The sequence below is a fragment of the Rhodococcus sp. GA1 genome, assembly GCF_024321955.1.
In the GTDB taxonomy this organism is placed as follows: domain Bacteria; phylum Actinomycetota; class Actinomycetes; order Mycobacteriales; family Mycobacteriaceae; genus Rhodococcus; species Rhodococcus pyridinivorans.
The window spans coordinates 142,801-167,169 of the sequence record NZ_CP097187.1; the positions used below are offsets into that span (position 1 = coordinate 142,801).

General features: G+C 64.8%; 15 protein-coding genes. 8 read left to right on the forward strand and 7 right to left on the reverse strand.

The annotated features are described in order from the left end of the window. Positions 1-66 precede the first annotated feature (66 nt). The 5 genes from M3330_RS23990 to M3330_RS24010 form a co-directional block, all read right to left on the reverse strand. On the reverse strand, positions 67-1,473 hold the full coding sequence (locus tag M3330_RS23990; protein WP_082908796.1) for an IS1380 family transposase: 1,407 nt from the start codon (positions 1,471-1,473) through the stop codon (positions 67-69). A gap of 962 nt (positions 1,474-2,435) precedes the next feature. Beyond that, complete coding sequence (locus tag M3330_RS23995; RefSeq protein WP_198150781.1) at positions 2,436-2,864, reverse strand: heavy metal-responsive transcriptional regulator; 429 nt, start codon at positions 2,862-2,864, stop codon at positions 2,436-2,438. Positions 2,865-3,107: 243 nt separating this feature from the next. Continuing rightward, the gene (locus tag M3330_RS24000) at positions 3,108-4,625 is read right to left on the reverse strand and encodes a recombinase XerD (RefSeq protein WP_083961625.1); all 1,518 of its coding nucleotides are present in this window, start codon (positions 4,623-4,625) and stop codon (positions 3,108-3,110) included. Between the two features lie 24 nt (positions 4,626-4,649). After that, entirely contained in the window at positions 4,650-4,982 is a 333-nt protein-coding gene (locus tag M3330_RS24005) for a helix-turn-helix transcriptional regulator (RefSeq protein WP_255026407.1), read from the reverse strand. Continuing rightward, the gene (locus tag M3330_RS24010; protein WP_031264746.1) at positions 4,979-6,085 is read right to left on the reverse strand and encodes a tyrosine-type recombinase/integrase; all 1,107 of its coding nucleotides are present in this window, start codon (positions 6,083-6,085) and stop codon (positions 4,979-4,981) included. The genes M3330_RS24005 and M3330_RS24010 overlap by 4 nt, the downstream gene beginning before the upstream one ends. A 591-nt stretch (positions 6,086-6,676) precedes the next feature. Between M3330_RS24010 and M3330_RS24015 the strand changes: the two genes are divergently transcribed. Further along, complete coding sequence (locus M3330_RS24015) at positions 6,677-6,922, forward strand: hypothetical protein (protein ID WP_138941586.1); 246 nt, start codon at positions 6,677-6,679, stop codon at positions 6,920-6,922. 2,285 nt (positions 6,923-9,207) lie between these two features. Here the strand turns inward: M3330_RS24015 and M3330_RS24020 are convergent. Next, positions 9,208-10,395 (reverse strand): IS701 family transposase, encoded by a 1,188-nt coding sequence (locus M3330_RS24020; protein WP_219129076.1) that lies wholly within the window; start codon positions 10,393-10,395, stop codon positions 9,208-9,210. A gap of 309 nt (positions 10,396-10,704) precedes the next feature. Here M3330_RS24020 and M3330_RS24025 point away from each other — a divergent pair, with 309 nt between their 5' ends. Beyond that, on the forward strand, positions 10,705-11,292 hold the full coding sequence (locus tag M3330_RS24025; protein WP_255029191.1) for a recombinase family protein: 588 nt from the start codon (positions 10,705-10,707) through the stop codon (positions 11,290-11,292). 323 nt (positions 11,293-11,615) lie between these two features. Next, positions 11,616-12,032 (forward strand): recombinase family protein, encoded by a 417-nt coding sequence (locus M3330_RS24615; RefSeq protein ID WP_369683132.1) that lies wholly within the window; start codon positions 11,616-11,618, stop codon positions 12,030-12,032. Positions 12,033-12,072: 40 nt separating this feature from the next. Here the strand turns inward: M3330_RS24615 and M3330_RS24030 are convergent, their stop codons facing one another. Next, on the reverse strand, positions 12,073-13,509 hold the full coding sequence (locus tag M3330_RS24030) for a serine/threonine-protein kinase (protein ID WP_255029192.1): 1,437 nt from the start codon (positions 13,507-13,509) through the stop codon (positions 12,073-12,075). Positions 13,510-13,646: 137 nt separating this feature from the next. Here M3330_RS24030 and M3330_RS24035 point away from each other — a divergent pair, with 137 nt between their 5' ends. The 5 genes from M3330_RS24035 (at position 13,647) to M3330_RS24055 (ending at position 24,368) form a co-directional block, all read left to right on the forward strand. Next, positions 13,647-13,823, forward strand: coding sequence for a hypothetical protein (locus M3330_RS24035; protein WP_006554216.1), 177 nt, complete (start codon positions 13,647-13,649; stop codon positions 13,821-13,823). 41 nt (positions 13,824-13,864) lie between these two features. Continuing rightward, positions 13,865-14,062, forward strand: coding sequence for a hypothetical protein (locus tag M3330_RS24040; RefSeq protein WP_255029194.1), 198 nt, complete (start codon positions 13,865-13,867; stop codon positions 14,060-14,062). Positions 14,063-14,258: 196 nt separating this feature from the next. After that, entirely contained in the window at positions 14,259-14,888 is a 630-nt protein-coding gene (locus M3330_RS24045) for a hypothetical protein (RefSeq protein WP_255029196.1), read from the forward strand. Between the two features lie 281 nt (positions 14,889-15,169). Continuing rightward, positions 15,170-24,094 carry a helicase-related protein gene (locus tag M3330_RS24050; RefSeq protein WP_255029348.1) on the forward strand — a complete coding sequence of 2,975 codons (8,925 nt, stop codon included), beginning with the start codon at positions 15,170-15,172 and terminating at the stop codon, positions 24,092-24,094. Positions 24,095-24,179: 85 nt separating this feature from the next. Continuing rightward, the gene (locus M3330_RS24055; protein ID WP_006554218.1) at positions 24,180-24,368 is read left to right on the forward strand and encodes a hypothetical protein; all 189 of its coding nucleotides are present in this window, start codon (positions 24,180-24,182) and stop codon (positions 24,366-24,368) included. Position 24,369: the final 1 nt, after the last annotated feature.

The window sequence follows — 24,369 nt, forward strand, 5'->3', positions numbered from 1 at the left end:
TGAGTTCCGGGCGTCTCATCCCGGTCGTCCACTTCGTTCTCGGTCGTGCCGCAGTCGCGGCGATGGTCAGCTGGCCGTTGCCGGTGGTGGTGTGTGCGTGGTCGTGAACAGGCGATCGAACGCGGTCTGCCAGGGCCAGGCCTCGGGCAGGTGAAGAGTGATGCGACGCGCGGACCGGGCGAGGCGTGCCGGCACCTGGATGAGGGTGCGGCGGATCGTCGCGGTCGTCGCCCTGGCGAGCCGACCCGCTCGGTCGGCGATCAGCCCGGCAGCGCGGGTGAGGTTGAACGCGATCACCGCGAGAACGAGCCAGGCGCTGTTCGCGGTGAACACCCCGGAGGGCAAGTGCGCGAGCGGCCCGCCCTTCAGATCGGCGTGGACCTGTTCGATGATCGCGTGCCCCCGATGGGTCTTGTCCGCCGCGACGGTGCCCATCGACTGCTTGTCGGTGGTGGTGAAGAACGCGTGGTGCCGGTAGACGTCGAACAGTGTCGGCTGCTCCACCTTGTTCGGGTTCAGGTCCGGGATCCGTCGCACCACCAGTCGCCCGTCGACCCGCTCGGCGATCTTCCGGGACCGGAACGCGGTGAAGGGCACTTCGGCGACCTCTGCCTTCGAGATCCACCGCCCGGTGGTCTCGTCGCGGATCGCGTTCGGGTACTCGATCATCTCCCACGCATCATCCGGAATGGTCGCGATCGCGGCTTTCACCGCAGGGTCCATCCGCACGGTCACCGACACGTCCGCGCCGGCCCCCAGCGCGGTGCCGATGGTGCCGTGCCCGTAGAACGCGGAGTCCGCCCGCAGCAACGGCCGAACACTGCTTCCGGGGTGCATGCGGCGGAGGGTGGCGAGAGCGTCGCCGACGATCCTGGCGGCGCCTTTCGGGGACCCGGTCTTCCCCTGCCGCAACCGCTGGCCGACGATCACCGGCGCCGAGGTGGAGGTGCTGGCGGTGGCGATGAGGGCGTTCAGACCGCGGACCCCGGAGTACCCGAACGACGCACCCTGCTTCTTGTATCCGTGGACCTCGATGATCGTGTCGTCCAGATCCACCATCACCCGCTCACCGCCCCGCGTCTGCAGTAGCGGCGCCCGGGCGGCCAGGCTCACATTCACTCGGGAGGCGACGGCGTCGAGCTGGCGGACGTGCCCGAACCGGAACTCCCGCAGGAACGAGCCGAGCGTCGACGGGGCGAACGTCCGGTCGAACAACCGGCCCATCCCGCCATGGCGCAGCACGTTCATGTCGCTGATCGAATCGGCGCCGGCCAGCATCCCCGCAACCAGCGCCATCACCTTGCTGCCGGCGTTCGAGCCCTTGTCGGTCGGGACGGTCAACCGACCCTGCGCCAGCTCGTCAAGCCCCGCATGCTGGGCGAGACGGAGCATCGGCACCAGGCCCGCGACCGACACGAGATTCGGATCATCGAACACCGCAGACACAGCGGCAGGAGCGTGCTTGAATTGCATCTACGAGATGCCTCTCGGATCGGAACAGTAGAACCCTTAGCAAGCTCTATTCTTCCTGGTCAGAGAGGCATTTCTGCGTCACGACGCCCGACCAAACCCCACCCCATCGGTGCATCGAGGCTTAACGATGCGCTCCTCCAGTGGGGGCGAAGCGCCGGATCTCGCGACCCACCGCGTCCTTGTGGGGCCCGATCGGAGTGTCGCGCTTCAGAAACTCTCCGGTGAGTTTGAGGCGGGAACTCACGATGCAGGTCATCCGCGCCGAGCGAATGCGCTCCGGCGACGCCAGGACCACGTCTTCTACACTCCCGCCGGTGGTGGCCACACCGTCGGTGGCATCGAGGCGGGCGGCCTCGCCGAGAACTGCCTCGAGAAACCAGGCATATCGACGGCAGTTCGCTAGCCTTGCCGTCGCGATTGATCCAAGCTGGCAGGCCTCAAATGACGGCGTGCGCCACTGGCGTCGTTAGAGGAAATTGACGGTTGCCACAAATTGTACTTATGGGTGCCGGGTTTTGAGGTGTCGAGTTCCCGGCGCTGGCTGGGCCCAGAGCGTTTTGGGGCGCCCAGTTCACCTGCGCCAGCTCTGAGAGAAGGTCCGGGCAACTCGGGTAGGGGCCGAGTTTGCACAATCTACAACTCGGCATCGTTAGGTGGAAGGTCTGCGTATTAGATTCATGCGTATTCGAGTCGGCAGGCAGGGGCCGTCCCTGGCCGTTGTTCCGAGCGGGTTCTCCCGCAGGGGGAGGCCGGATCACAACGTGCGGCCGGTACGGTTTGCGTGCCGGGTTGGCGGTATCGCGTTAGGGGATCCTCAATCGGAACCAGTCCGCAGATTGCTCAGCCGACCCGCGACCCAGGGCGAGGAGCAAGGAGGGGGCCGGAGCCCCCTCCTTGCTGGTTAGCAGCCGCAGCCGCAGAGTTCTGGCGGGCACATCGGGTCTTCGCAGCAGTCGTGCATCTCAGTTCACCTCCTTCTTTGTTTCAAGCCAAGTTCCTGGGGTCGGGGGTGGGCAATTCTCGGCAGGCAAGGCTGTGAGCATGGTCGTCATCTCGGTTCGCAGAGTTTTCAGACGTTTAATTTCTGCATCGAGTTCGGTCAACCGGCGGGTGAGTAGGTCTCCTGCCGGTTCACACGGACAGGCTCCTGTGTCTCTGACGGAGAGGAGGTCACGGATGTCGTCGAGCTTGAGGCCTAGCCGCTGTGCCCCCTGGATGAAGCGCAGACGATCCACCGCTTGCGTGCTGTAGATCCGATAGCCCGACGGGGTGCGGGCTGGGGGCGGTAGTAAGTCAACTCTCTCGTAGTAGCGGATCGTGTCCGGGCTGAGGCCGACGACGTTGGCGAGCTCTCCGATCCGCATGTAGCTCGTCATTGCCTGGCTTGTCATGACCTCACGGTAGACCTTGGAGTGCACTTCAAGGTCAAGCGCCGGGATCAGGAGTCTTCCCGTCAGCCTCAGCTAGTGCTCCATGTGGTTTGGTACCACCCAGCTCGTCGGCCGGATTTTGCTCGTCGACGGCGACTCCAGCGTTCGTCCGGACCCCATTCGGGAAACAGCGGAAACGCGTAACGTTGCCTGTTTTCGGATGCTGTGGACCCGAGTGTCTCCACGGCGGACGATTGCGCGACGCTACGGGGTATCCGTTGGGCGGGGGAGGGATCGGCCGACGTAGCGGGCCCAGGGTTCGGCTGTTTTGCTGGCGTGGCGGAAGGCGACTTGGTGGCTGTAGCCGAGGGCGTCGGCCACGAGTGAGGGCGGGCATTCGACGACGAGCTCGGCCAGGGCTCGGTTGCGTGCTCCGCGCAGGTTGATGCCCAGGCCGCGGAGTCGGTTTGCGACGGTGGTGGGGTGGAGGTGTCGTCCGGCGAGCGTGCCGGGCAGTAGCCAGGGGTTGTCACCGCCGGCGCCGGTGCGCAGGTTCGGGCGAGTGGCCAGGTGGGTGCGCAGGAGGCCGGCGAAGGGTTCGGGCACGTCGGTGGGGCGTAGGCCGAGTGCGATGGTCATCCCGTCTGCCTGGTCGGTGACGTCGGAGACTTGCAGGGTGACGATTCTGGTGATCGGACGGGCGTAGAGGAGCAGGAGTGTGCCGGCGACGCGGTAGGGCAGTGTCTCGCTGTTGCCGGTGAGGAGTTCGTGGATCCACGCGATCCGCTGGTCTTGAGTCAACGACGGGCTGCTGCGGGCGGCACGGTGCCCAACGGTGACGGTGGTGTTGAGGCGGGTGCGTGCGGCGACGACGAAGAAGGTCCGGATCAGTTGTCGGGTACTGGGTCCGGTGGCGAGCCACTCGTCGATGTCGGGCTGGGTGCAGGTTGCGGCAGTGCGCCCATAGGTGGTGTGCAGCCAGCTCAGGAACTTGATGGTCTCGGTGATCTCTTGCTTCGCCGAATGGATCGGTGCCCGGGTGGGCGTCCCGTCGGCGGCTTTGGCTCGGATGCGGCGCAGGTGATGCCAGGTCGCGAAGTGATGGACGGGCTGGCGGACCTCGTCGGGCAGGCCGTCGAGCTTCGTGGCGATCCACTGTTCGAACCGCGGCAAGTAGGGATCCCGTGTGGGTAGGAGGTCGTGGTGCTGTAGCAGTGCACGAACGTGTTCGGCCGGTTTGCCGCCGACGGCGTCGAATCCGTCGTGGGTGCAGGGGATTGAGCCGTCGCCGAGTCCGGTGAGCAGGGTTTTCACTTTGGGTGAGCGTTTCCAGGTGATGATCGATTCGGGTCGGTCGGCGGCGCACAGGGCGTCGACGAGACCGGCCAGTGTGGGATCGCTGGGGGCACTGCCGAGCAGGGCGTGAAGGTCCTCGCGCAGGACGCAGCGGACACAGAGGTTGCCGCGGTGATGGCCTGCTTCGGCGCCGCAGCGCTGGCAGTGGAAGTCGACGTCGATGCCGGCGCAGGTGCCGCAGACCGGTTCGCCGTCGGCGCCTGGAGGGCCGGGCAGGAGCCGGTCCTGTCGGCAGTTCGGGCAGGTGCCGTGGGTGTGGATCGCGGTGTTGTAGCAGGTGAAGCACAGTCGCCCCTCTGGCCAACGCGCTGCCAGGCGGGGGATGTTGCGGCCACACCGGGCACAGGGGTCATCTCGGGTACTGGTGGCGCGTGGTCGGCCGCGGCGGGTGGAACGAGGCGACAGGCCGTCAGGGGTCGGGTTCATTGGTCGTCCTCCTCGCGGGCGGGGCTATTCGTCGAGGATGTTGGCGCGGCGTGGGCGGACGGACCGGTCGAGGTCGACGACATTCGCTGCCGGGGTGGTGCCGGTTTTGCGGGCGCGTGCATCAGCAGCGGTGACGGTGAGCAGGTCGTCGGGTCCGCAGTTGAAGATGTCGCACAGGGCGGCTACGACCTGCAGGGAGATGCGTTCGGGGCGCTGGGTAACCAGTCGGTAGACCTGCGGCCGGGACAGGGTGATGTCGCGTTCGGCCAGGTGCGGGATCAGTTCGGTGGTGTTGTGCATGCCGCGTGCGGCCATGAGCTCGGCCAGACGCCAGCGGTAGTCGACGGTGCGCTTCATGATGGTCCGCTCCGATCGTCGGGTGACAGTGCTTGATTCATCGTGCGGTCGAGCGCGGCGCGGAGGGTGGAGCGCCGGAACTCATCGGAGGTGAACTGGTAGATCCCGGTGGTCGAGGCGTACTCGTGGCCCATCTGGTCCTGGACGAACCGGGGATCCCATCCCGCTTCCAGCAGGTGAGTGGCGTACGAGCGACGGAAGGAATGGATATCGAGACCATCGGAGAATCCGAGTTCGTCGCAGTACCGGCGTAGCCGACGCAGCAAGGTCGATTCCACGACGAGTCCGCCACGTTCACTACAGAACAGCTCGAGGCCGTCGGGGGCGCCGCGGCCATTGGCCAGCCAGTCTTCGAGGATGCTTGGAGTCCAGCGCCATACGGTCAACACGCTGCGGGGCCGAAAGGGAGAGGCGCGTCGGGATTTTCCGTAGCGGACCTTGCAGAGGCCGAAGGCCCCGAATTCGCGGGCGTGGGGATTGCGGGCGAAGTCGACGGTTTGCAGGTGGCGCAACTCGTTGAATCGCAGACCGTAGCCGTAGGCGATCTTCATCATGACCGCGTCCCGGTAGGCGGGCTGCCAGCCTTTCCGCCCGGAGGCGCCAGCGCGTGCGACTTCGTTGTCGGCGTGCTCAAACAGTGCATCGAGTTCCTCGCGAGTGTAGGGCCGCTTTGTGGCCCGCCCGTCGTAGGCCTGCACGTGTGGTGCGGTGTTCCAGTCGAAGAACACCTGCGCCGGATGGGTGCCGAAGTGCTGCTCGCACACCCGATCCCAGCCGTAATCCGGATTGGCGATGTAGCTGGTGAACGCCCGCAGTGCGCAGTGGTAGCCGCGAAGAGTGGAGTGGGCGACGTGTTTGACCGTACGGAGATCGGCGGAGAATTCCTCGACCATCGCCGGGGTCCAGTGCCACGGCTCCGCATTGACGTGGTCGACGAACCGCTGCACCAGGCGCAGTCGCTGTTCGATCGTGTTGAACTGCAGATTTCGGGATAGCTGCTGGTTGCGCCAGCCCTCCAGCATCAGCCGGAGCACCTGCTCGGCGGGCCGAAGCACCGGCAGCGACGGCGCCATATGGACCCGTCCGGAGCCATCCAGTCGCATCGCTAAACCCCAAACCACGACGTCTCATCTGATGAATCAATGATACAACCGATGAGCCTTCACGGGAACCCCTGCAGGTCAACGACGTGCCAAAGATCGTCTTTCGGCCTCATTGAGGCCCAGTGCCCGGGCCGGAAAGCAGTGGTGGCAGCGCCCGAGAGTGGGTGACTTCGCAGGTCGGGGCAGGGATCGGTGCCGGACGCGAAGGAGGAGCTGGAAATGCGAGGGGCGATTCATCTGATGCAATACGCAGATTTTTAGTTTACATAACGAAGGTTATCGGCACTGCGTTGACCTGCGAATACGCGCGCAAACCCACGAACTCCTGCTGGCGTCGCGGCAGTCTCCATCCGCGACGAGAGCTTGTGAAGTCACGCTAGGCGTGCCCGATCCGAGTGATATGTGAGCGTCGTGAGACGTCATCTGATATTAAGAACGGACGCTCAGGTGAACCTCCTCAACGTCTTATGTCGCCGACCTTGTCCCAGAGCGTCATCGTCCCAACGGGGATTTCACGTAGGTAGCAGAAAATTTCCGCAAGTGCGGCGTGTCTGGAGTGACAAAACGAGACAAGCTGACATGATCTGCGGCATGTCCGAATGTGTCCGTCGCCGCCGAGTGGGGCGCCCAGCGCTGCCCTACACGCCCGTGCAGATGAATCTCCGCGTGCACCCCAGCGTGCGCCGGTTCCTGCACGCCGAAGCGGAACGCCGAGGGCTCAACGCCAACACGTTGCTGATGGAAATCGTTGCGGACGCGATGGGAACGACAGTTGCTGACCTGACTGCCGCAGAGGCACAGGAAGAGGAGGGCACCCAGATCCAACGCAGCGCCTGATCGAGTAGATCGGCCCATACAAAAACGAAACCCCCGGCGTGCCGGCCAGGGGCTTCGAAATAAGTCACGTAGAGGAGAAGCGCCAACTTCTCGTTCCTCTACCTCCCCGAAGGGACACTCTTGCCTGAGTGGTCTCAGGGTAACCCACACCCTGAAAAAGGTTCAATCAAATCACCGCGTGTCGCGAGCGATTTCAGGACAGTCACCAAATGCTGCCCCCCTCAAACGCCGCAAACAAGTGATCTGCGTCTCGTACAACACCTCTTCGAGGTGTGTACTCGTACATGGTCACCGCGATCTCGTCTGCGTCTCGATCCGCAGAAGACACACAACTACCTAGCTACATCCTCAATTCCCGCCTTGGCGCCGACCGTCCCTTGGGCAACGCATCTTGCTGACAGGCAGGGGCGGTTCCGACTATTGGCTTTCGACTTCGACAGCAGTCGCCATGGGCCGGACGTAGCTACTACCGATGCTGACCGACTCTGCTCTGTTCTCGACCAGCTAGGTGTCCCCCATCTACGCACCACATCAGGCCCCTCGGGCGGACAGCATGTATGGCTGCGACTAGCGCACCAGGGCGCAGCCGCAGATCCAGTGCGGCAACTCGCCCACGCCCTGCGCCAGCACTATCCGAGCTTGGATCCATCTGCACTCAACAACCCTGCAACGGGGGCAGTGCGACCGCCTGGATCCCCTCACCGCCACGGGGGCCGCTCACTCCCCCATCTACGCGGCCCAGCTCTGGACGATACGTTGGCGCGCATGACCGTGGGGGCGCCCCCGGACGTGGTGCAGTGGCTCCTTGCACGACACCCACATGCTCACCCACCCGAACATAAGTACCGCCGCGCTGTCCGGATCATCGAAGACCCGGCCGGGCCTCGTCTAGACCGACCCCGACGACACCTGACAGCCCGTACTAAGTCATTGCTCGCCACCGATCCCCCACCGGGGAGCGATAGATCAGCGCTCGCCCACAGCATCCTGCTCGGTATGGCTACCTCCGGCCAGACCCTTTCCGACGTCGAAGCAGTGCTTGCATCAGCTCCCGGGCTCATCCGCCTACGTGAAGATCGGGACCGAGGGCGGGACGACACTGCTCGGCAATGGCGACGTGCCGTCGAAACAGCCGCCCAGTTCACCCCTGTAGTGCTCGATAAGCACGACTCGATCGATGATGAGCTCGTCCAGATTGAAGCTGCAGTGACAGCAGATCCCGCCCGCTGGGCACGTCCCGGCGGGGCAAGCGACGAACGCATCCTCCACGCGCTGATCGTTCTCGCGCGTACGGCACGCACGCGCACATTGGATATCGACGTGCGCAGATTGTCCGAGGCAGCCGGTATCGACGCGTCCACAGTCTCGCGCCGGCTCCGCGTACTAGCTGTAGAAGGCTGGGTCACGCGCATACGTCCAGGAGTTGGTACCCGTTCAGCCACCTGGAAAATCAATCTTCCCTCTTCGGCTGCAACACAAGGGGAACCCGCCCCCGGCTCTACTTCTGGTCTCTCATCTACTCTGCTTGCCCACCACACCCACGATGTTTGGCTCAACTATTCGGGTCTCGGTGCGGTAGCGGCTCGTATCCACTGGACAGTGCACAGATTCTGGAAAACTATTAGTTCCGCTCGCGGCAGAAGATCTCTTCCAACGTTAGTCGCTGAGCTTACTGGTTACACCACGAAGACAGTCGCGAAGACACTTCGCACACTGCACAAGTGGCGCCTCCTACCACCCCTTCCTACTTCGTCAATTGAGAACCGAATGAACGACGTGGCATCGACTCTTGGTGTGCGAGGGGCTGCAGCCCGGAAGTCATACCGTTACTTGGTGGATCGGGAGCTACATCGTTGGTGGCTTGAGGAACTCGAATGGAGGACTCGACGCGGAAAGAAACGGGGCGTCCCTGCCACTACGCCCAATAACCTCACTCTCCCAATCGAGGCAAGCGCACGTATGAGGTACGGACGATTCCCTACAACCTCGAAGGGCGGTGCTGACTATCGCTCAGCACGAGCGATAATTGCCGAATTGCTCACTGAGACAATTAGTTCGCAAGCTGCCTAAGTGGGGATTTGTCGCTGCAGAACGGGGTCGGGCTCCCCCCACGTCCTAATACTGCAGCCGCAGTTTGTGATGTCTTCGAGCGTAATGGCATAGGCGTGCTCGGGCCTGGTGAACGCGCCGCCATAACGACCAACGCCAGATGTGTGCGGGCGAATGACGGACCGGATGGACGATACGGTTGAAAAGTCGTCGTATCTCGTTGACAGAGAACGAAATCAGAGGCCGATGCCGGCCCTCGGGTAGTGAGCTCGGGGCGGCGGCACCCGGTTCGGAACCGGCTGTGCAGCCCCCTTTTCCATGCCGTGGCGCAGGATCGTCAGGAAGGCGGCCGCGGCCATCGACAAGGTGATGTGCCGGTACCAGGCGGAATAGCCACGCACCTGATAGTGATCGAGGCCGGTCTCGTTCTTCGCGGTCTGGAAGCATTCCTCGATCGCCCACCGGCTGCCGGCGACTCGAACGAGTTCGGCGAGCGAGGTGTCGGCTGGCCCGTAGCAGATGTAGTAGGCGATCTGCTCCGGGTCGGTGATCGACCGGCGGGCCAGCAGCCAATGACCCCGGCCCCGTTCACGCAACGGTCGGATGTCGACTGCGGCCCAGTGGTAAACGCGGGGTCCGTGGGCACCGTCGCCGCAACTCATGGCGTGCCAAGCTGATTCGTCGAGCTCAGCGATCACGGTGTGGGCGCGGCGGCGCTGCAGTCGCATCGTGACCACCATCTGCGATTTCGGTACCGCCAGCACGTGCGCCACCCCGCGCGATTCGAGCCACATCCGCAGGCGGCCGACCTGCCCGTAGGCCTCGTCGGCGGTGACCCATCCGAACGGGATATCGGCATCGATCGCTCGTTCGATCATTGACTGTGCCAGTTCGGGTTTCGTCGCGAATGTCACCTCGTCGTCGATACCTGCGTCCCGGCACCGCTGCCGGTCGTCGGTCCAGGCCTTCGGCAGATACAGCTCTCGGTCGATCAACGCCCGGCCCGTCGGCGACGCGTACGCCAGGAACACGCCGATCTGGGAATTCTCGATCCGCCCCGCGGTACCGGAGTACTGCCGGGCCACCCCGGCCGACGTGCTGCCCTTCTTCAGGAAACCCGTCTCGTCGACGATCAACACCCCGGCGTCGGCGTCGCCGATCGTCTCGACCACGATCTCGCGCACGTCATCACGCAGGCCGTCGCAGTCCCAGGCATAGAAGTTCAGCAGCCGCTGCATCCCGTCCGGGGTGGCCTCACCGGCCGCCTCGGCCAGCGTCCAACCGTTCTTGCGTTCGAGCTCACCGAGCAACCCACGGATATAGGCCACCATCCGCCGCCGCGACTCCACCCGGGAGAACCGCGGTGCGAACCGGCCACAGAACGCTGCGAACCCCGACGACCACTGCTGCACCTCCACCTGCACCACACAAGATCAACTACCAGACCGGATACCGGATTACAAACTGCGGCTGCAGTACTAACTGCTTGTTTCAAAATGGACCGAAGTCCGGTGCAGTTGAGTGGACCATTTGCGGTGACCGGTAGGCAAACATGGAAGAGCTGTCCTGCCGCGCCGCCGAAACGCGCCGGCTTGCCACCGGAGAGGACTGCTGGTTCCTTCCATGAAGCAGCACCGAGACTGTGGGACTCGTGAGGAGAGTCTTCCTTCTACCTGGGGTTACGCTTCGGTGAGTCTTATCAGTAATGTTGCTGAATGAACTACGGTGGAGGGGTGATCGGATACGCCCGAGTTGGTGATGCTCAGGACCAGGAAGAGCAGCGCAGGCAGCTCATCACCCTCGGGGTACGACCGGATCGCGTCCGATTCGACGCCGGGTTGCAAGGCACTCGCCACCGCCTGCCGAACCGTGACGCACTGTTCGACGAGCTGACGTCCGGCGACACCGTGGTCGTCACCGGACTCGAACGGCTCGTCCGTTCGGCCGCCGAACTCGGAGAGATCGCCACCATGATTCGCGACCGGAACGCCCGCTTGAATGTCGGCGGTACCGTCTATGACTCCGCAACCGAGGCCGGCCGAACCGCATTTGAATTGTTCACCAGTGTTTTTCCTGACTTCGAGGCCGGCATCTACGAGCTGCGTCTGGCCGGACCACGCGAACGAGCCAAGGCTGCAGGACGATACCCAGGCGGACAGTCGAAACTCACCGCTGAGCAACGACGCCAACTCTACGAGCTGTACATGTCCGGCAGCGAGACGGTTGCTCAGCTGCAAAAACGCTTCGGCCTCAGCCGATCCGGGGTTTATATGCAGATCCAACGTGAACGCGAGACTCAAACTCACCAGGCATCTTCGTAGTGTGTTCGTGGCTTAGTTGACCGCGACCGATCGTCGCCGCGAGGCTTAGCGATACTAGCGTGGTACTGGCCACGGTGGACCCGATGATCCTGATTCCCAACGGTTTTGAGGTCTTATGCCCTGAATATACACGCGATCCAGCTCAGCATAGCTGAGTAGGGCAGCAGCTTCATCGTCGAGCTGCTGCTGACGTCGAGGAGGAACGGCAATCGCGCAAGCGATCGCATCACCGGGACGCTCGAATGTTCCTAGGTCGGCCCCAGCCCAGAACACCTCCCAGATGATGATGATGACGACCGATGCGCACCTTCGTCCGACAGGTCATGGGGGCCGCCGCTCAGCTCGAACGTGGATTGATCGTCAAACGCCTGAAAGCAGGCCGACGGCACAAAGCCGAAAGCGGCGGATATGCCAAAGGATCGCCTCCCTATGGTCAACGTGCGATCGATGGGGAACTTGTCGAACACCCCGGAAGAGTCTGCTGTCCTGCAGCAAATGCATGCCTGGCCACCGAAGGCGCCGGGGTGCGAACAATCGCCCGGCGACTCAACGACGCTGGCATTCCCTCGAAGCGCGGCGGACGATGGCACCCATCGACCGGTTGCGCGGCTGATGGATCCAAATGCGCGAGTCGACTCTCGTCGACGCTCTGGGGCAGCACGCGCAGCCGATCGGGAGCAAGAACGCTTGGCTCGAGCGAGCCGGGGTTCTGGGGCGACTCTCCTGAGCGCACCACCTAAGGGGTAAACCCTGGTAGCAGGCTCAGTCGAGCCGTATCCGTTAATTCCTATATGAACCTTGAACGTTTCCTTCCGGAAGGCATCCGGGTTGAGAAAGGGTTCCTTCGATGGATTGAGCGAAACGCAGGAGCCATTTTTCGACGAATTGCTCCACCGCTTCGCTCACAAGCGCCGTGAATGGCACAGCTACCTGTTCGGTATGCATTACACGCTGTACGGCGAGCTGCGCGTCATAGTCGGACGGTAACCTGTCATACGGTTCGAGGCGGCGACTGTTCCGCAGATTATGAAACGCAGTTTCGAACCAGTAATATTCCCCTGGGGATTGCGCATCGCAATACCATAAGCAGTGTGCTCGCCCAGCCCAACGATTTTGTACATCCGTTCTTTCGACTGAAATGGAAGCAGCGCAAACGACGTCAAAGGGCTGGCTTTCGGGCCAAGACGAGATCTTCGGCTTGGTGATGGTTAGTTGAGCATTTTCGAAATAAATGCGAATCTCGTTCGAATTTTCTATTTTCTTCGTGCTGGGAAGTGTGCTGAGCTGCTCTACGATCGGACCGATGAACTCGTCGGCCATGTGGATTGCCGATGTAGCAAGCTCGTTTCGCTGCTCGGCCTTTGTTTGGGCTGTAGCTGCTGCCGCGTCGGCCGCGGCCTTCTTCTCGGCGGCCTCCCCGGTCAGTTTCTGGAGGAGCGATACTGCATTTGAAGAGGTGGGACTGCTGATGGGCTTCAGTCTCTCCAAGATTTTGCTTGGTGCCGGTCGCGCAGCAGGTGACTTAGCGAGCATCTCGAGGATCAGAGTTCGAAGTAGGGGTGATGCCCCGGCGGGTGAGGGTGGTTTTTGATTCCGGTGCTGATCGGAGAAATCAGGTCCTGAAAAGGGAAGTTCCCCCGTGACCAGCTGATATGCGACGACTCCTAATGAGTATACGTCAGACTTGATCGTTGCCGTTTCAAGGCGCCATCGCTCGGGTGCGAGCCATGGTTGCGAACCGTGGAACTTGTATGTCACCGTTTGCGTCGCTTGTTCAGCGTATCGGGCTATGCCAAAGTCGGTGAGGCACCAGGCGCCGTTGTAAAAAAGGATGTTTTGCGGCTTGATGTCCCGATGTACTACCGCGTTGCCCATATCCTGGAGCGCTGTGGCGATGTGGGTCAAGACGGCAACGGTATCAGCTTCAGAAAATAGGCCGACCTCATTTAATCGCTGATTTAGCGACGTTTCAGCTTTAGGCATTCTGAGCAGTAGTTCATTGGCGTTTTCGCCCACTTCGAGAATGGGCACGATGTTTCGGCAGTTCTCCAGATTTGTCGCTAAAAGATCGCGATTACCTCCGGTGAGCTTCTCGATTTTCTTGACGACCGCCCTCTCTTCTCCGCGGGCAACCTCAAGGACGGTGCTCATGCCAGGGGTGTCCCCGATGGGGCCGAGTATTTCCCACTGATCGGCGAGCTGGATGAATTCGGTCATATAAGGCATTTACCACAGGAGTCCGACATCAAGGGTGGTCGTTGTAGTGGCTTGAAGGCGCGCTCGTTCTTGTAGTCTAAGTAGCAATATTGCAAAATGGACACACTGAAAGCCGGCTGACAGGAAGGGGGCGCGGCATGGATGACGATCTGCATCGCGCTGCATGGGAGATGAACGCCGACGGTGCTGATTGGCACGCAATCGGGCAGGAACTCGGTTGCACGCCGGAAGCTGCCCGACTGCTGGCGCAACGCTACGAACGCGACACCGATGCCGAGGCCGCGAAGAGTCAGTTCTCGTTATTCGACCTGTAGGCCGCCCCGGTGCCTAACACGAGCTGACGAAGGGGATGTGTGTGAGCTTTGTTGTGGTTCTGATGCTGTTCAACCTGCTGGCCACGGTGAGTGCGATCGTGTGTGCAACGCGCTCGTATCGCCGCTACGGCAGCACTGGGCGAGTGGTGCTCGCTGGACTCGGGGGGCTGATGATTTTGCCGCTGCTGTTCGTTCTGGCGACCGTGGTGGCCACTCCTCGCGCCACCCGGTTGCCGTAGCGAATGACACTACAGAAATCGGTAAAAGCCCAGGTTGAACGTGGTTTTTAGGATATTACTGTAGTAATATCAACCTCGTGAAACCCTCCGCGTGGGAGGGAACTACGCCCGAAAAGGCGCAGTCGAGGAGGTCGCGTGGCAGGCGAAAACGCCCAGCAGGGTGCATTCGGTTCCGAGGATCAGGGAGGACAGGGCAGTGGCACAGAGCGAGGAATTCACGACACAGGTCGAGGGGATCGACCTGACGATCGCGGCCGAGACCAGGCGGATTCTGGTCGAGTGGCTGGGCGTCGAACCAGCGACCGAGCAGGAGCGGATCGACCGGGAGGCCCTGCGTCTGCAGCAGCTGACCGAGGACGCGGCCGAACAGTTCGAGCAGGCGAACCCGCCGATGCCGGGCGCGACGTACCAGGACGCGGTGCAGGCCAAGGAAACGGCATGGCGGGCAGCACGGGAGATGGTGCTGGAGAACGAGCTGTATCCGCAGGTGACCCCCGAGATCCGGAAGGACTGGGAGCAGTTCGAGGAGTGGGCCGAGCAGGAACTCGACAAGGACTGGGAAGCAGCCCGGACAGCGCAGGACCCGGATCGCTGGCGGACACGGAACGTGAAGCCGAACCCGACGGCAATTCGCGTGGTGGAACGAGTGTGGCTGGACAGGCCGGGTTGGTTCCGAACGTTGGCGAAGTCTCTGATCGCACAGCGGATCGAGGACAACCAGCCGGTGCCGATGACCTCCCGCGACCGGTTGGCCGACGAGCTGACGGAGCTGATCGAGGACGAAATGCGGCGCAACCCGCCGGAGGACCCGGATCTGCCGTTCTGATCCAGGCGCAGTGGGCGCAGGCCCGTGACCAGCTCGTCGAGCTGGAAACGCAGGGTGAGAAGCTCGGTGATCTTCTCACCAAGGCCAAGAACGCCCTGGCGACCGCACAGGAACGCGGTCTCGACCGTGGCATCGAGACCAACAGTCAGCGCGTCACCACGCTGGCCGAACGGCTCGACCGTCTGCGTGGACGCTGGCGTGAGCTGCGGGCGCAGGAGAACCAGCTGCGCACCGAGCTGCACACCTGGGGCATCGACCCGGAGCCCGTCCCCAAGCAGACGGTGCGCGAGGTCGCCGCCGCACAGCCGGCCTGGCGGGAGCATCCCGCGACCGAGCGGCAACTGCGCACCATCGAGCGTCTGGCAGCGGAGACGAACGTGCCGTTCGTCCTCGACGAGGGCATCACCAAAGGCCAAGCCCACGATCTGATCGCGTCGATGCTGGCCGGCAACCTGCCCAACGCCCAATTCACCGACCGCCCCGCAGGGCCGATGTTCATCCCGGCCGCGACACCGGCCGAGCCGGCCACACCACCCACCCCAGCCGCTGCCGAGGCATCCCAGGACGAAGAACCGCAGGTCGAGCAGCCTCAGCAACCGCGACCGCGGATCGACCCCCTGGCCGAGGTCGAGCGCCGGTTGCTCGAACGCCTCGCCGAACCGGACACCGAGGCCGACGCTGCCGCCAACCCCCAGGTCAACACCGCAGCGCAATTCCTGTCGTGGGCAGACGGGCATTTCACGGTCAAGGCTCAGATCACCCTCGCGGACTTGATGGCCGACCGCGACGTGCTGACCGACGAGCAGTTCCTGGTGTGCCGGGCGATCCTGTCCGACCCGAAACGCTGGGGCGAGCTCGGGCACCGGGCTGCCGGGGCGTACTGGCAGGCCCGCACCGGCGAGCCGGTGCAGCACCCCGTCACCGCTGAAACCGTCGACGCGATCGTCGACGCCCGCGCCAGCGAGGACCGTGCTGTCGCCGAGGACTTCCTCGACACCACCCAGGCCGTGCTCGACAGCCAGGAGCCGGCCGAACCCGCCACCGCCGAGCAGCGCAATAAGCAGGTCGAGGCGATCCAGGACGGGATCGACCAGGCCGCCACGGTCGAAGTCGATCAGTGGTGGGCACGAGGCCGCGCCGCCTACGACCCGGCCGATCCGCTGACGCTGCCGCAGCCGGACATCGATCCGCAGATCGCCGCCGCGATCGGCAAGGTGCGCAGCCGCAAGGGCCGCGATGAGATCCGCCACCAGTGGTTCGGCGGTGTCGAACAGGCACGTCGCGAGGCCACCGCCGGCGAACGGCAGGCCCTGATCGCCGAGGTCGCCGTCGATCCTCGGCTGATCGCCCAGGTCGAGGGCCGGCGCTCGGACTACCTGCCGGCCGTGACCCGTTCCGAGGTCAAGAGCCTGATCGCCGAGGCCGCCCGCGAGGCGCCCCTGCTGCGCCAGGCCGCAGCGAAGGTACTGCTCGAGCACCGGTTGCCGGACGAGCTGTACGAGCGGGCCTACGCCGAATGGGAGCGTGTGCACGGTCCCGAGCTGACCTGGGATCAGGGCACCGCCGCGCAGTGGACGGCGTGGATGACCATGCACGCCAGACGGGACCCGCTGCTCGGATCGTGGGTCGGGCTGCCGATGTACTCGCGCACCCCGATCCTCGAGATCGGTATCGAGACCGCCTTCGAGGTGATGGCCGAAGAGCGCCCCGATCTGATCGCCGCCACCTCGGACATTCCCACCGAGCGTCTCGCTGCGGAGATGCGCGGGAACATCATCCCGAATCTGCCCGCACCCGACCCGTCGGAGTTGTCCGCCCAGTTCCGGGACGGGGCGGCGTACTGCGCCCTGACGTTGAAGGACCGCCCGAACAGCAAGGTCACCTACTTCCCGATCCGGGGCTGGGACTACACCCTCGGCGGCGATAGCAGCTCCGTGACCTGCGGCCGCAACGCCCGGGCGGCAATCGGTGCGCTGCTCGAGGCACGCAACATCGCGCTCCCGGAGTGGATCGAGCGGGCCTACCGGCCCTACGCCCACGCCCGCGCCACCGTGCTGACCAGGGCGATCGCCTACGCCCGCAACAACGAGTTCTACCACGCTGCCGCCGGTGCGGACCTGCTGTGGCGCTACAGCCAATCCGGTTCCGCGGTTGCCGACCACGCACTCATCAAGGATGTGCGTCGGGGCATCATCGACCAGCTGCGCAGCGACTTCCCGGCCGAGACCGCCCTGCTCGACCGCTACGGCATCGACCTGGCCTGGACCCTCCAACACGATGTGGACCCGAGGGTTCTGCGCGACCTTCGGGCAGCGGGGGACGACCTCTACAGCCTCACCCCGGCCGATCTGACTTTCGCCGGGGCCGGAGATGTGGTCATCGGGGACCAGGACGGCCGGCACATCACCCTTAGCTTCTCGTGGGCGCGCAACAGCACCGAACGCATCACCTACGTCGATGATCAGCCCCGGCCCGAGCTGACCCTGCGTGATGCGATCGCCGAGGCCCGCGCCGTGCTTGCCGCCGAGCACGCCGGTGGACAGTTCGACGCCGACACCGCGACAGCGGTCCAGACCCAGGCCGACACCGCCGAGGCCGCCGAGGCCGAACCACAGGTCAATGAGGAGGCCGAACCACCGTCCCCCCGAGTCATAGCGCCTGCAATCGGCGACGCAGGCGCGGTGATCTTCGAAGAGGTCGACCCGGCTCCAACCGAGCCGTCGGCCCCGACCGGCACCGCCCCTGCCACCGACACGCCCGCGACCTCATGGGTGCTCACCGACCGCCTGACGGTCGGCCACATCAGCCCGACCACCGGCCCGACATCGACTGTAGAGACGACCACCGAGCCGGTCGCTACCACCTCGACAGACGAAGCGGCACAATCCGCCCCGGCGGTGGACACCGCCGAGCTGGTCGTTCCCGACACCGAGTACGGCGAGCCGCTGTCGAGTCCCCTCTGGCGCGACCGCAGTCGGTCTCTGGTCAAGGTCCGCAAGGAATCCGGCGCGTACGTATGGGTCTCCCGCGACACCGCCGCCCAGTACGCCGCCGCTGCCGGCATCGAACCGCAGCCCGCCACTGACCAGTCACAACGCGAAAGCGCCGCCGCGGCCGCGGCCATCACTCCCGAGATCGACCCCACGGCCACGGCCGAGACGGTGCCGCCCGAGACCGGTGCAGCGTCGACCCGCACTGACACCGAAGCCGAGGCCGATCAGAGCGCAGCGGTCCCCGAGCCCTCCGAGACCACGGTGGCCCGTCCTGCTGCCCCGGCCGTGGCAGTGCAGGACTTCGCCCTCGGAACCGAGGTGCTCGTCCCCAGCGGGGCGAAAGCACGGGCACGGGCGAACATCGCCGCTCTGCGTCTGGTGCAGCACCTCGACCAGCAGCAGCGACCGGCCACCGCCGACGAGCAGGCGGTGCTGGCGCAGTGGTCCGGCTGGGGAGCGATCCCGGAGGTCTTCGACAACCGAGCGAGGATCCTCGCGCAATGGGGCGACGAGCACGCCGAACTACTGGACCTGCTCGGAGACAAGGGCTTCGCCCAAGCGCGTCAGACCACCCTGAACGCGCACTACACCGACCCCGCGGTCGTCGCGGAACTGTGGCGGGCGGTGGCGCGGGCCGGGTTGCCCGAGGGTGCCGTGGTGCTCGAGCCGGGCTGCGGGGCCGGCCACTTCGTCGGCACCGCACCGGAGTCGGTGCGCATGGTCGGCGTCGAGATCGAGCCGATCAGCGCGAAGATCGCGCACTACCTGTATCCCTCGCAGCAGATCCGCAACCACGGCTTCGAGCGCAACTTCGCCCCCGAGAACACCTTCACCGCCGCGATCGGCAACGTCCCGTTCGGCAGGTTCGCGCCCGTCGACCCGATCCACAACGCGGACGGTCTGTCGATCCACAACCACTTCATCGCCAAATCGCTGGCGTTGACCGCTCCCGGTGGCTACGTCGCGGTGGTCACCTCGATGTTCACCTCCGATGCCCGCCGCGCCGAAGAACGCGCCGCGATCGTCGCCCAGGGGGATCTGATCGGGGCAGTGCGCCTGCCCACCGGGGCATTCGACCGGCAGGCCGGCACCGACGTGGTCACCGACGTGCTGGTGTTCCGCCGCCGCGACGACGGCGCCACCCCCACCGAGGACACTCTCGAATGGGCACAGCCCGCCGTCCAGGTCGAGGCGGTCGACGCCAAGACCGGCGAGGCCGCCCACACGTGGATCAACCCGTACTTCAAGAAGTACCCGCAGCGGGTGCTGGGCGCCCTGACTGTGGGCAACGGCATGTACACCGGGTCGTCGCTGCGCGTTGCCCCCACCACCACAAAGCCGTTGGCGACGCAGCTGCGCGAGCAGCTCGACCCGATCATCGACCAGGCCCGAGGGCGCGGACTCGGATTCACCGCCCCAGCCCCCGCTCCGGCGCAGGTCGAAGCGTTCACCACGCCGGGGCTGCGCACCGGAGCCGACCTCGATTCCAACGAGGTGCTGCCCGGTGCGATGCGCTTCAACGAGGCCGAGGACCGCTTCGAGCAGTTCACCCTCGGTCGCGGCTGGGCCGAGGCCGGCTGCCGCGGCAAGGGCCTGGCCGAGCAGTGGAAGGTCATCATCGGTCTCGGTGAGACGGTGATGGAGCTGGCCGAGGCCAGCCGCTCGCGCACCGCCACCGTCGCCGACCGCGACGTCATCCGCGCCCGCCTCGGTGGGCTCTACGACCGCTACATGGCCACATGGGGGCCGCTGAACCGCTTCAAGCTCACCGAACCGACCCCGCTGTCGGAAGACAAGATCGCCGCCCGCCTCGACAAGGCGATCGCCGAGTGGCGGATCAAGACCGGTCGCGAGGAGGCCCTCGCCGACGGGCTGGATCCGAAGGAGGCCGGCCCCTACACCGGGTCGATCCCCGACGAGGTGTACGAGGAGCTGTACGAGGAGGCGTCCGAGCAGCCGCAACCGCGCCGCTATTCCGCGCATCTGCAAGGCGCGATCGCCCGGGATCCACGCCTGGGCATGGTTCTCGCCATCGAGAACTTTCAGTCGAAGTTCGACGGCAGCGATGCGGTGGCGACCAAGACGGCGATCTTCACCGAGGACACCACCCCGTTCAAGGACAAGGCCGTCAGCGCCGACGATGTCGACGAAGCGCTGGCGATCAGCTTCGACGAGCTCGGACATATCTCCCCGCAGCGAGTCGCCGAGCTGCTGAACCTGCCGATCGAGGACGCACTTGAGCAGGCCCAAGGGAAGATCTATCCGTCCCTGCACGACGCCGATCGGTGGGAATTGGCCACCGTTGCCCTGTCCGGGCAGGTGCGCGACAAGCTGGCGCGGGCGACGATCAAAGCCGGCGACGATCCCCGCTACGCACCGCTGGTGAACGCGCTGACAGAGGTGGTGCCGCCGGATGTGGATCCCGCCGAGATCGGGGTGCGCATCGGCACGACCTGGGTGCCGATCGAGGACTACCGCGCGTTCCTGGTCGACGAGTTCGGGCTGCGCCCGGACCGGCTGACCGTCGAACACGATCAGGTCAGCGGAAACTGGCAGATCACCACCGATCAGCGCAGCCGCCACGAATTCTCCGGGGGCTACCCGGACAAGTACGGCAGTGCCCGGCTGCCGGGCGTGAAGATGGTCGAGCTGCTCGCCAACAACAAGCCGGTCCAGGTCAACAAGACCGGCGACGAGCTCGAACGCTCCCCGAAGCCGCGGTTCAACGTCAAGCTCACCGAACAGGCACAAGCCTCGGCCGCAGCCTTACAGGAGCGGTTCGAAAAGTGGCTGTGGGAGGACGGCGACCGCTATGTGCGCCTGGCCCGCATCTTCAACGAGCGCTACAACTCCTACGTCAAGCCGGTCCACGACGCGACCGGTAAGGCGTTTCCCGGTATGAACCCGAAGTACACGCCGTACGACTACCAGGCCGCCGCGGTCACACGGTTCCTGCACGACGAGACGATCCTGCTCGACCACGTGGTCGGGGCCGGCAAGACCTTGACGATCACCGCCTCGTGCATGGAAGCCAAACGACTCGGACAGATCCGCCAGCCCTGGATCGTGGTGCCCAATCACCTGCTCGGACAGTGGGCGGTCGAAGCCCGCGACGCCTACCCGAACGCGAACATCCTCGTCGCCGCCGACCTGGACGGGCGCGATGACCGGCAACGCTTCGTCGGGCAGAGCGCCGTTGGGGACTGGGACCTGGTGATCGTGCCGCAGTCGGTGTTCAGTCGCATCGCCATGCGCCGCGAAGCGCAGATCGAGTACCTCGAAGGTGAACTCGGTGAGCTGCGCGAGGCCCTCGACGCGGCCAACAGCCAAGGCGCGGAGTTCACGGTCAAGCAGATCGAGCAGGCGATCAAATCCACCGAAGCCAGGGTCGAGAAGATCATCGCGGCCAAGGCCACCGACGAAGGACTGACCTTCGAACAGTCCGGGGCCGACTTTTTGTTCATCGACGAGGCGCACGACTACAAGAACCTCACCCGTCCGTCCAACAGCGCAGATCTTGCGGTCACCAACGGCTCCCAGCGGGCCACCGACCTGGAGATGAAGGCCAAGCACCTGCGGGAGAAGGCCCGCGCCCTGGGCGCCGAGCAGGGGATGGCGCACGCGCCGGCCAAGGCGATCGCCTTCGCCACCGGCACTCCGATCAGCAATTCGCTGTCGGAAATCTGGGTGATGACCAAGTACCTGCGCCCGGACCTGCTGCACGAGGCCGGCCTGGGACGGATCGACAACTGGGCGGGCACCTTCGCCAAGCCGGTGTCGGTGCCGGAGATGAACACCACCGCCACCCGCATCCAGATGAAAACCCGCATGGCCGAATACGCCAACGTCCCGCAGCTGGTGGCGATGCTCGACCAGTTTCGGGACGTGGTGACCTCCGATTGGATCCCGGTGCGCCTGCCCGTCCTCGACGGCGGGACACCGAAGATCGTGGAATTCGACATGGGCCAGGACGCCATCGACGCGATGGCCGACCTCGATGTGCGCATGTCCCAGATTCAGGGCGATCGGATGGACCTGGACAACAGCCTCAAGATCGCCACCGACGGGCGGAATCTGACGATGTATCCGTCATTGGCGAACCTGGGCGCACCGGACCCGCAGCACAGTCGGGTCGAGCACGCCGCCGACCTGATCTGGCAGGTCCACCGCGACCACGCCGACCTGCACATCCCGGCCGACAAGTACGGCCCCGAGATGACCGGGGTGTTCCAGCTGGTGTTCTGCGACCGCGGCACCCCCAAGGCCGGAGCCGGCCCCAAGGCCCGCAATCTCTACACCGAGCTGCGCGACGCCCTGGTGGCCCGAGGGATGAAACCCGAGCACGTCGCCTTCATGCACGACTACGACAACCCCAAGGCCAAGGCCCGCCTGGTGCAAGCCTGCACCGACGGGCGGATCCGGGTGCTGCTCACCTCCACCAAGAAGGGCGGCACCGGCCTGAACGTCCAACGGGCACTCAAGCAAATGATCAACCTCGACCCGGCGTGGACCGCCGCGGACATGGAACAACGCCTCGGCCGCATCATCCGCCAGGGCAACGTCCACGAGACCGTCAGCGTGGTCAACATGGTCGCCCGCCGCTCCTACGACGCGATGATGTACCAGTACGTGGCACGCAAATCGAACTTCGTGGCGATGATCCGCAAGGCCGACGTGCCGCCCACCATGGAAGACCTCGGCGGGGACCTGACGGTCTCCTGGGCGCAGAGCAAGGCCGCCGCCACCGGTGATCCGGTCTTCGTCGAACAGGTCGAAGCCGACCAGAAGGTCGCCGAACTCGAAGCCCGCCGCGATGCCGTGCTCAATGCCAACGCGGCCCGCAACGCTGCGATCCGGGCACTGAGCCGGTCCATCACCGCCGACGAGAAACGGCTGCCCGAGGTCCGGGAGGTCGCCGGCAAGCTCGCAGCCTGGAGCGCCGTCGAGGACCGTGCCCGGAAGATGTGGGCCTTCCCCGACGGGACGATCCCCGACTCACAGACCGCGGAGCTGGCCGATGCCCTGCGAGGGTCGTTGATCCGGCTCAAAGACGAGGTGACCCGCAGCAGCGACGAGCAGGTCTTCGGTGTCATCGGCGGGGTGCCACTGACTCTGGGTTACAGCCAGACCCTCGGCCAGTTCTACGTCACCGTCGGTGAAGAAACCGCCTGGTACGAGCGGGATCGGTTCTTCAACGTCCTCGAACGTGCCAGCGGAGCGCAGGGGATGCTTTCGACGATCCGCAAGATCGCCGACCGCGCCGACCGGCACATCACCACCATCGAAGCGCGGATCGAACACAACCGCGGCCGGCTCGCGCAGGCCGAGGCCGAACCGGAACTCGACTTCACCGACACGGCCGAACTCGAGGCCGCGAAGCTGCGAGCCGAGGAACTGCGGCTCGAAGTCAACGCCCGCGAGAACTCTCCCGAGGCGTTGCGCCGAGTCCGCGAAGACCAGCAGCGACGAGCTGCGGACGGGCAGTACCCGCAGTGGACTCTGGATCTGAACCCGACCGATGCATGGGCCGAACACCGGAACATGAGCAAGGCCGAGCTCATCGCCTCGGTGCCCGAGCGCATGGCCGCAGCCCGGCAAGCATGGCTCGACGGCGCCGAGATGCGCGAGGCGAACCGCAAGGCCGATCCGTGGGTGGCCCTCGACGACACCGAAGCGATCTGGCAGTACGGCTTCGACTCGGGCAGCGGCCGGCCCGGCGCGCGAGTGTCCTGGGACGAGCGGCAATGGCACCTCGAAGCCTGGGACGGCGAGAGCGGTATCGACCGCGACGCGGTCAACACCCGAGGCGAAGCCTTCAGCCTCGGCAGCCGACTGGTCGACACGTTCGCCGCCGACCGGCAGATCCCCCGCGAAGCGATCCACCAGGCCAGCATCGAACGCCGCGAACGCCTCAACAGCGCCGCCGCCCCCACGGCGACAGGGTCGGTCGACGCGGTGGTCGAACCTACCGAAGCTGTGGCCGAACTCAACGGTGACGCGATCGTGGAGCCGACCGAGACGGTCGACATCGATGCCCCGGACGCCTTCGAACTCGACGAAACCCTCGCCCAAGGGTTGCAGGCCGCAGGGGATGTTCGTCCGCTGCGCACTTTCGACCCGCACAGCACCACAGGACAGCAGCGACACCCCGACCCGCTGCCGCAGTACGAAGCCGGATACGACGGCGGATACGAAGACGGTCGCGCCGTCTGAACTCGCCTTTAGGCTCGACATCACCGGTGGGGCAGAACCGGCCCCAAGGCTCTGCCCCACCGCCACCACCGACCAAGGGGAATCCGTGACACCACGCAAGACCGAATCCGAAGCCCGCGCCGCCCTCGCCGCAATGGAACCCATCATGGCGATCGAAGGCCGCCAGATGAGCGACGGCGACAAGGAATTATTGGTCGAGCTGATCCGGGGAACCAAAACGGTCGAAGAAGTCACCAAAATCATCGCCCGGGAGGCCGGATACGACATCGACTGAT

What these genes read in the sequence shown, in the direction of transcription:
- M3330_RS24000 (WP_083961625.1), bottom strand. Translation starts at nt 4,625, where the DNA reads ATGAACCCGACCCCTGACGGCCTGTCGCCTCGTTCCACCCGCCGCGGC.
- M3330_RS24005 (WP_255026407.1), bottom strand. Translation starts at nt 4,982, where the DNA reads ATGAAGCGCACCGTCGACTACCGCTGGCGTCTGGCCGAGCTCATGGCC.
- M3330_RS24035 (WP_006554216.1), top strand. Translation starts at nt 13,647, where the DNA reads ATGGATGACGATCTGCATCGCGCTGCATGGGAGATGAACGCCGACGGT.
- M3330_RS24010 (WP_031264746.1), bottom strand. Translation starts at nt 6,085, where the DNA reads ATGCGACTGGATGGCTCCGGACGGGTCCATATGGCGCCGTCGCTGCCG.
- M3330_RS23995 (WP_198150781.1), bottom strand. Translation starts at nt 2,864, where the DNA reads ATGACAAGCCAGGCAATGACGAGCTACATGCGGATCGGAGAGCTCGCC.
- M3330_RS24015 (WP_138941586.1), top strand. Translation starts at nt 6,677, where the DNA reads ATGTCCGAATGTGTCCGTCGCCGCCGAGTGGGGCGCCCAGCGCTGCCC.
- M3330_RS24615 (WP_369683132.1), top strand. Translation starts at nt 11,616, where the DNA reads ATGGGGGCCGCCGCTCAGCTCGAACGTGGATTGATCGTCAAACGCCTG.
- M3330_RS24030 (WP_255029192.1), bottom strand. Translation starts at nt 13,509, where the DNA reads ATGACCGAATTCATCCAGCTCGCCGATCAGTGGGAAATACTCGGCCCC.
- M3330_RS23990 (WP_082908796.1), bottom strand. Translation starts at nt 1,473, where the DNA reads ATGCAATTCAAGCACGCTCCTGCCGCTGTGTCTGCGGTGTTCGATGAT.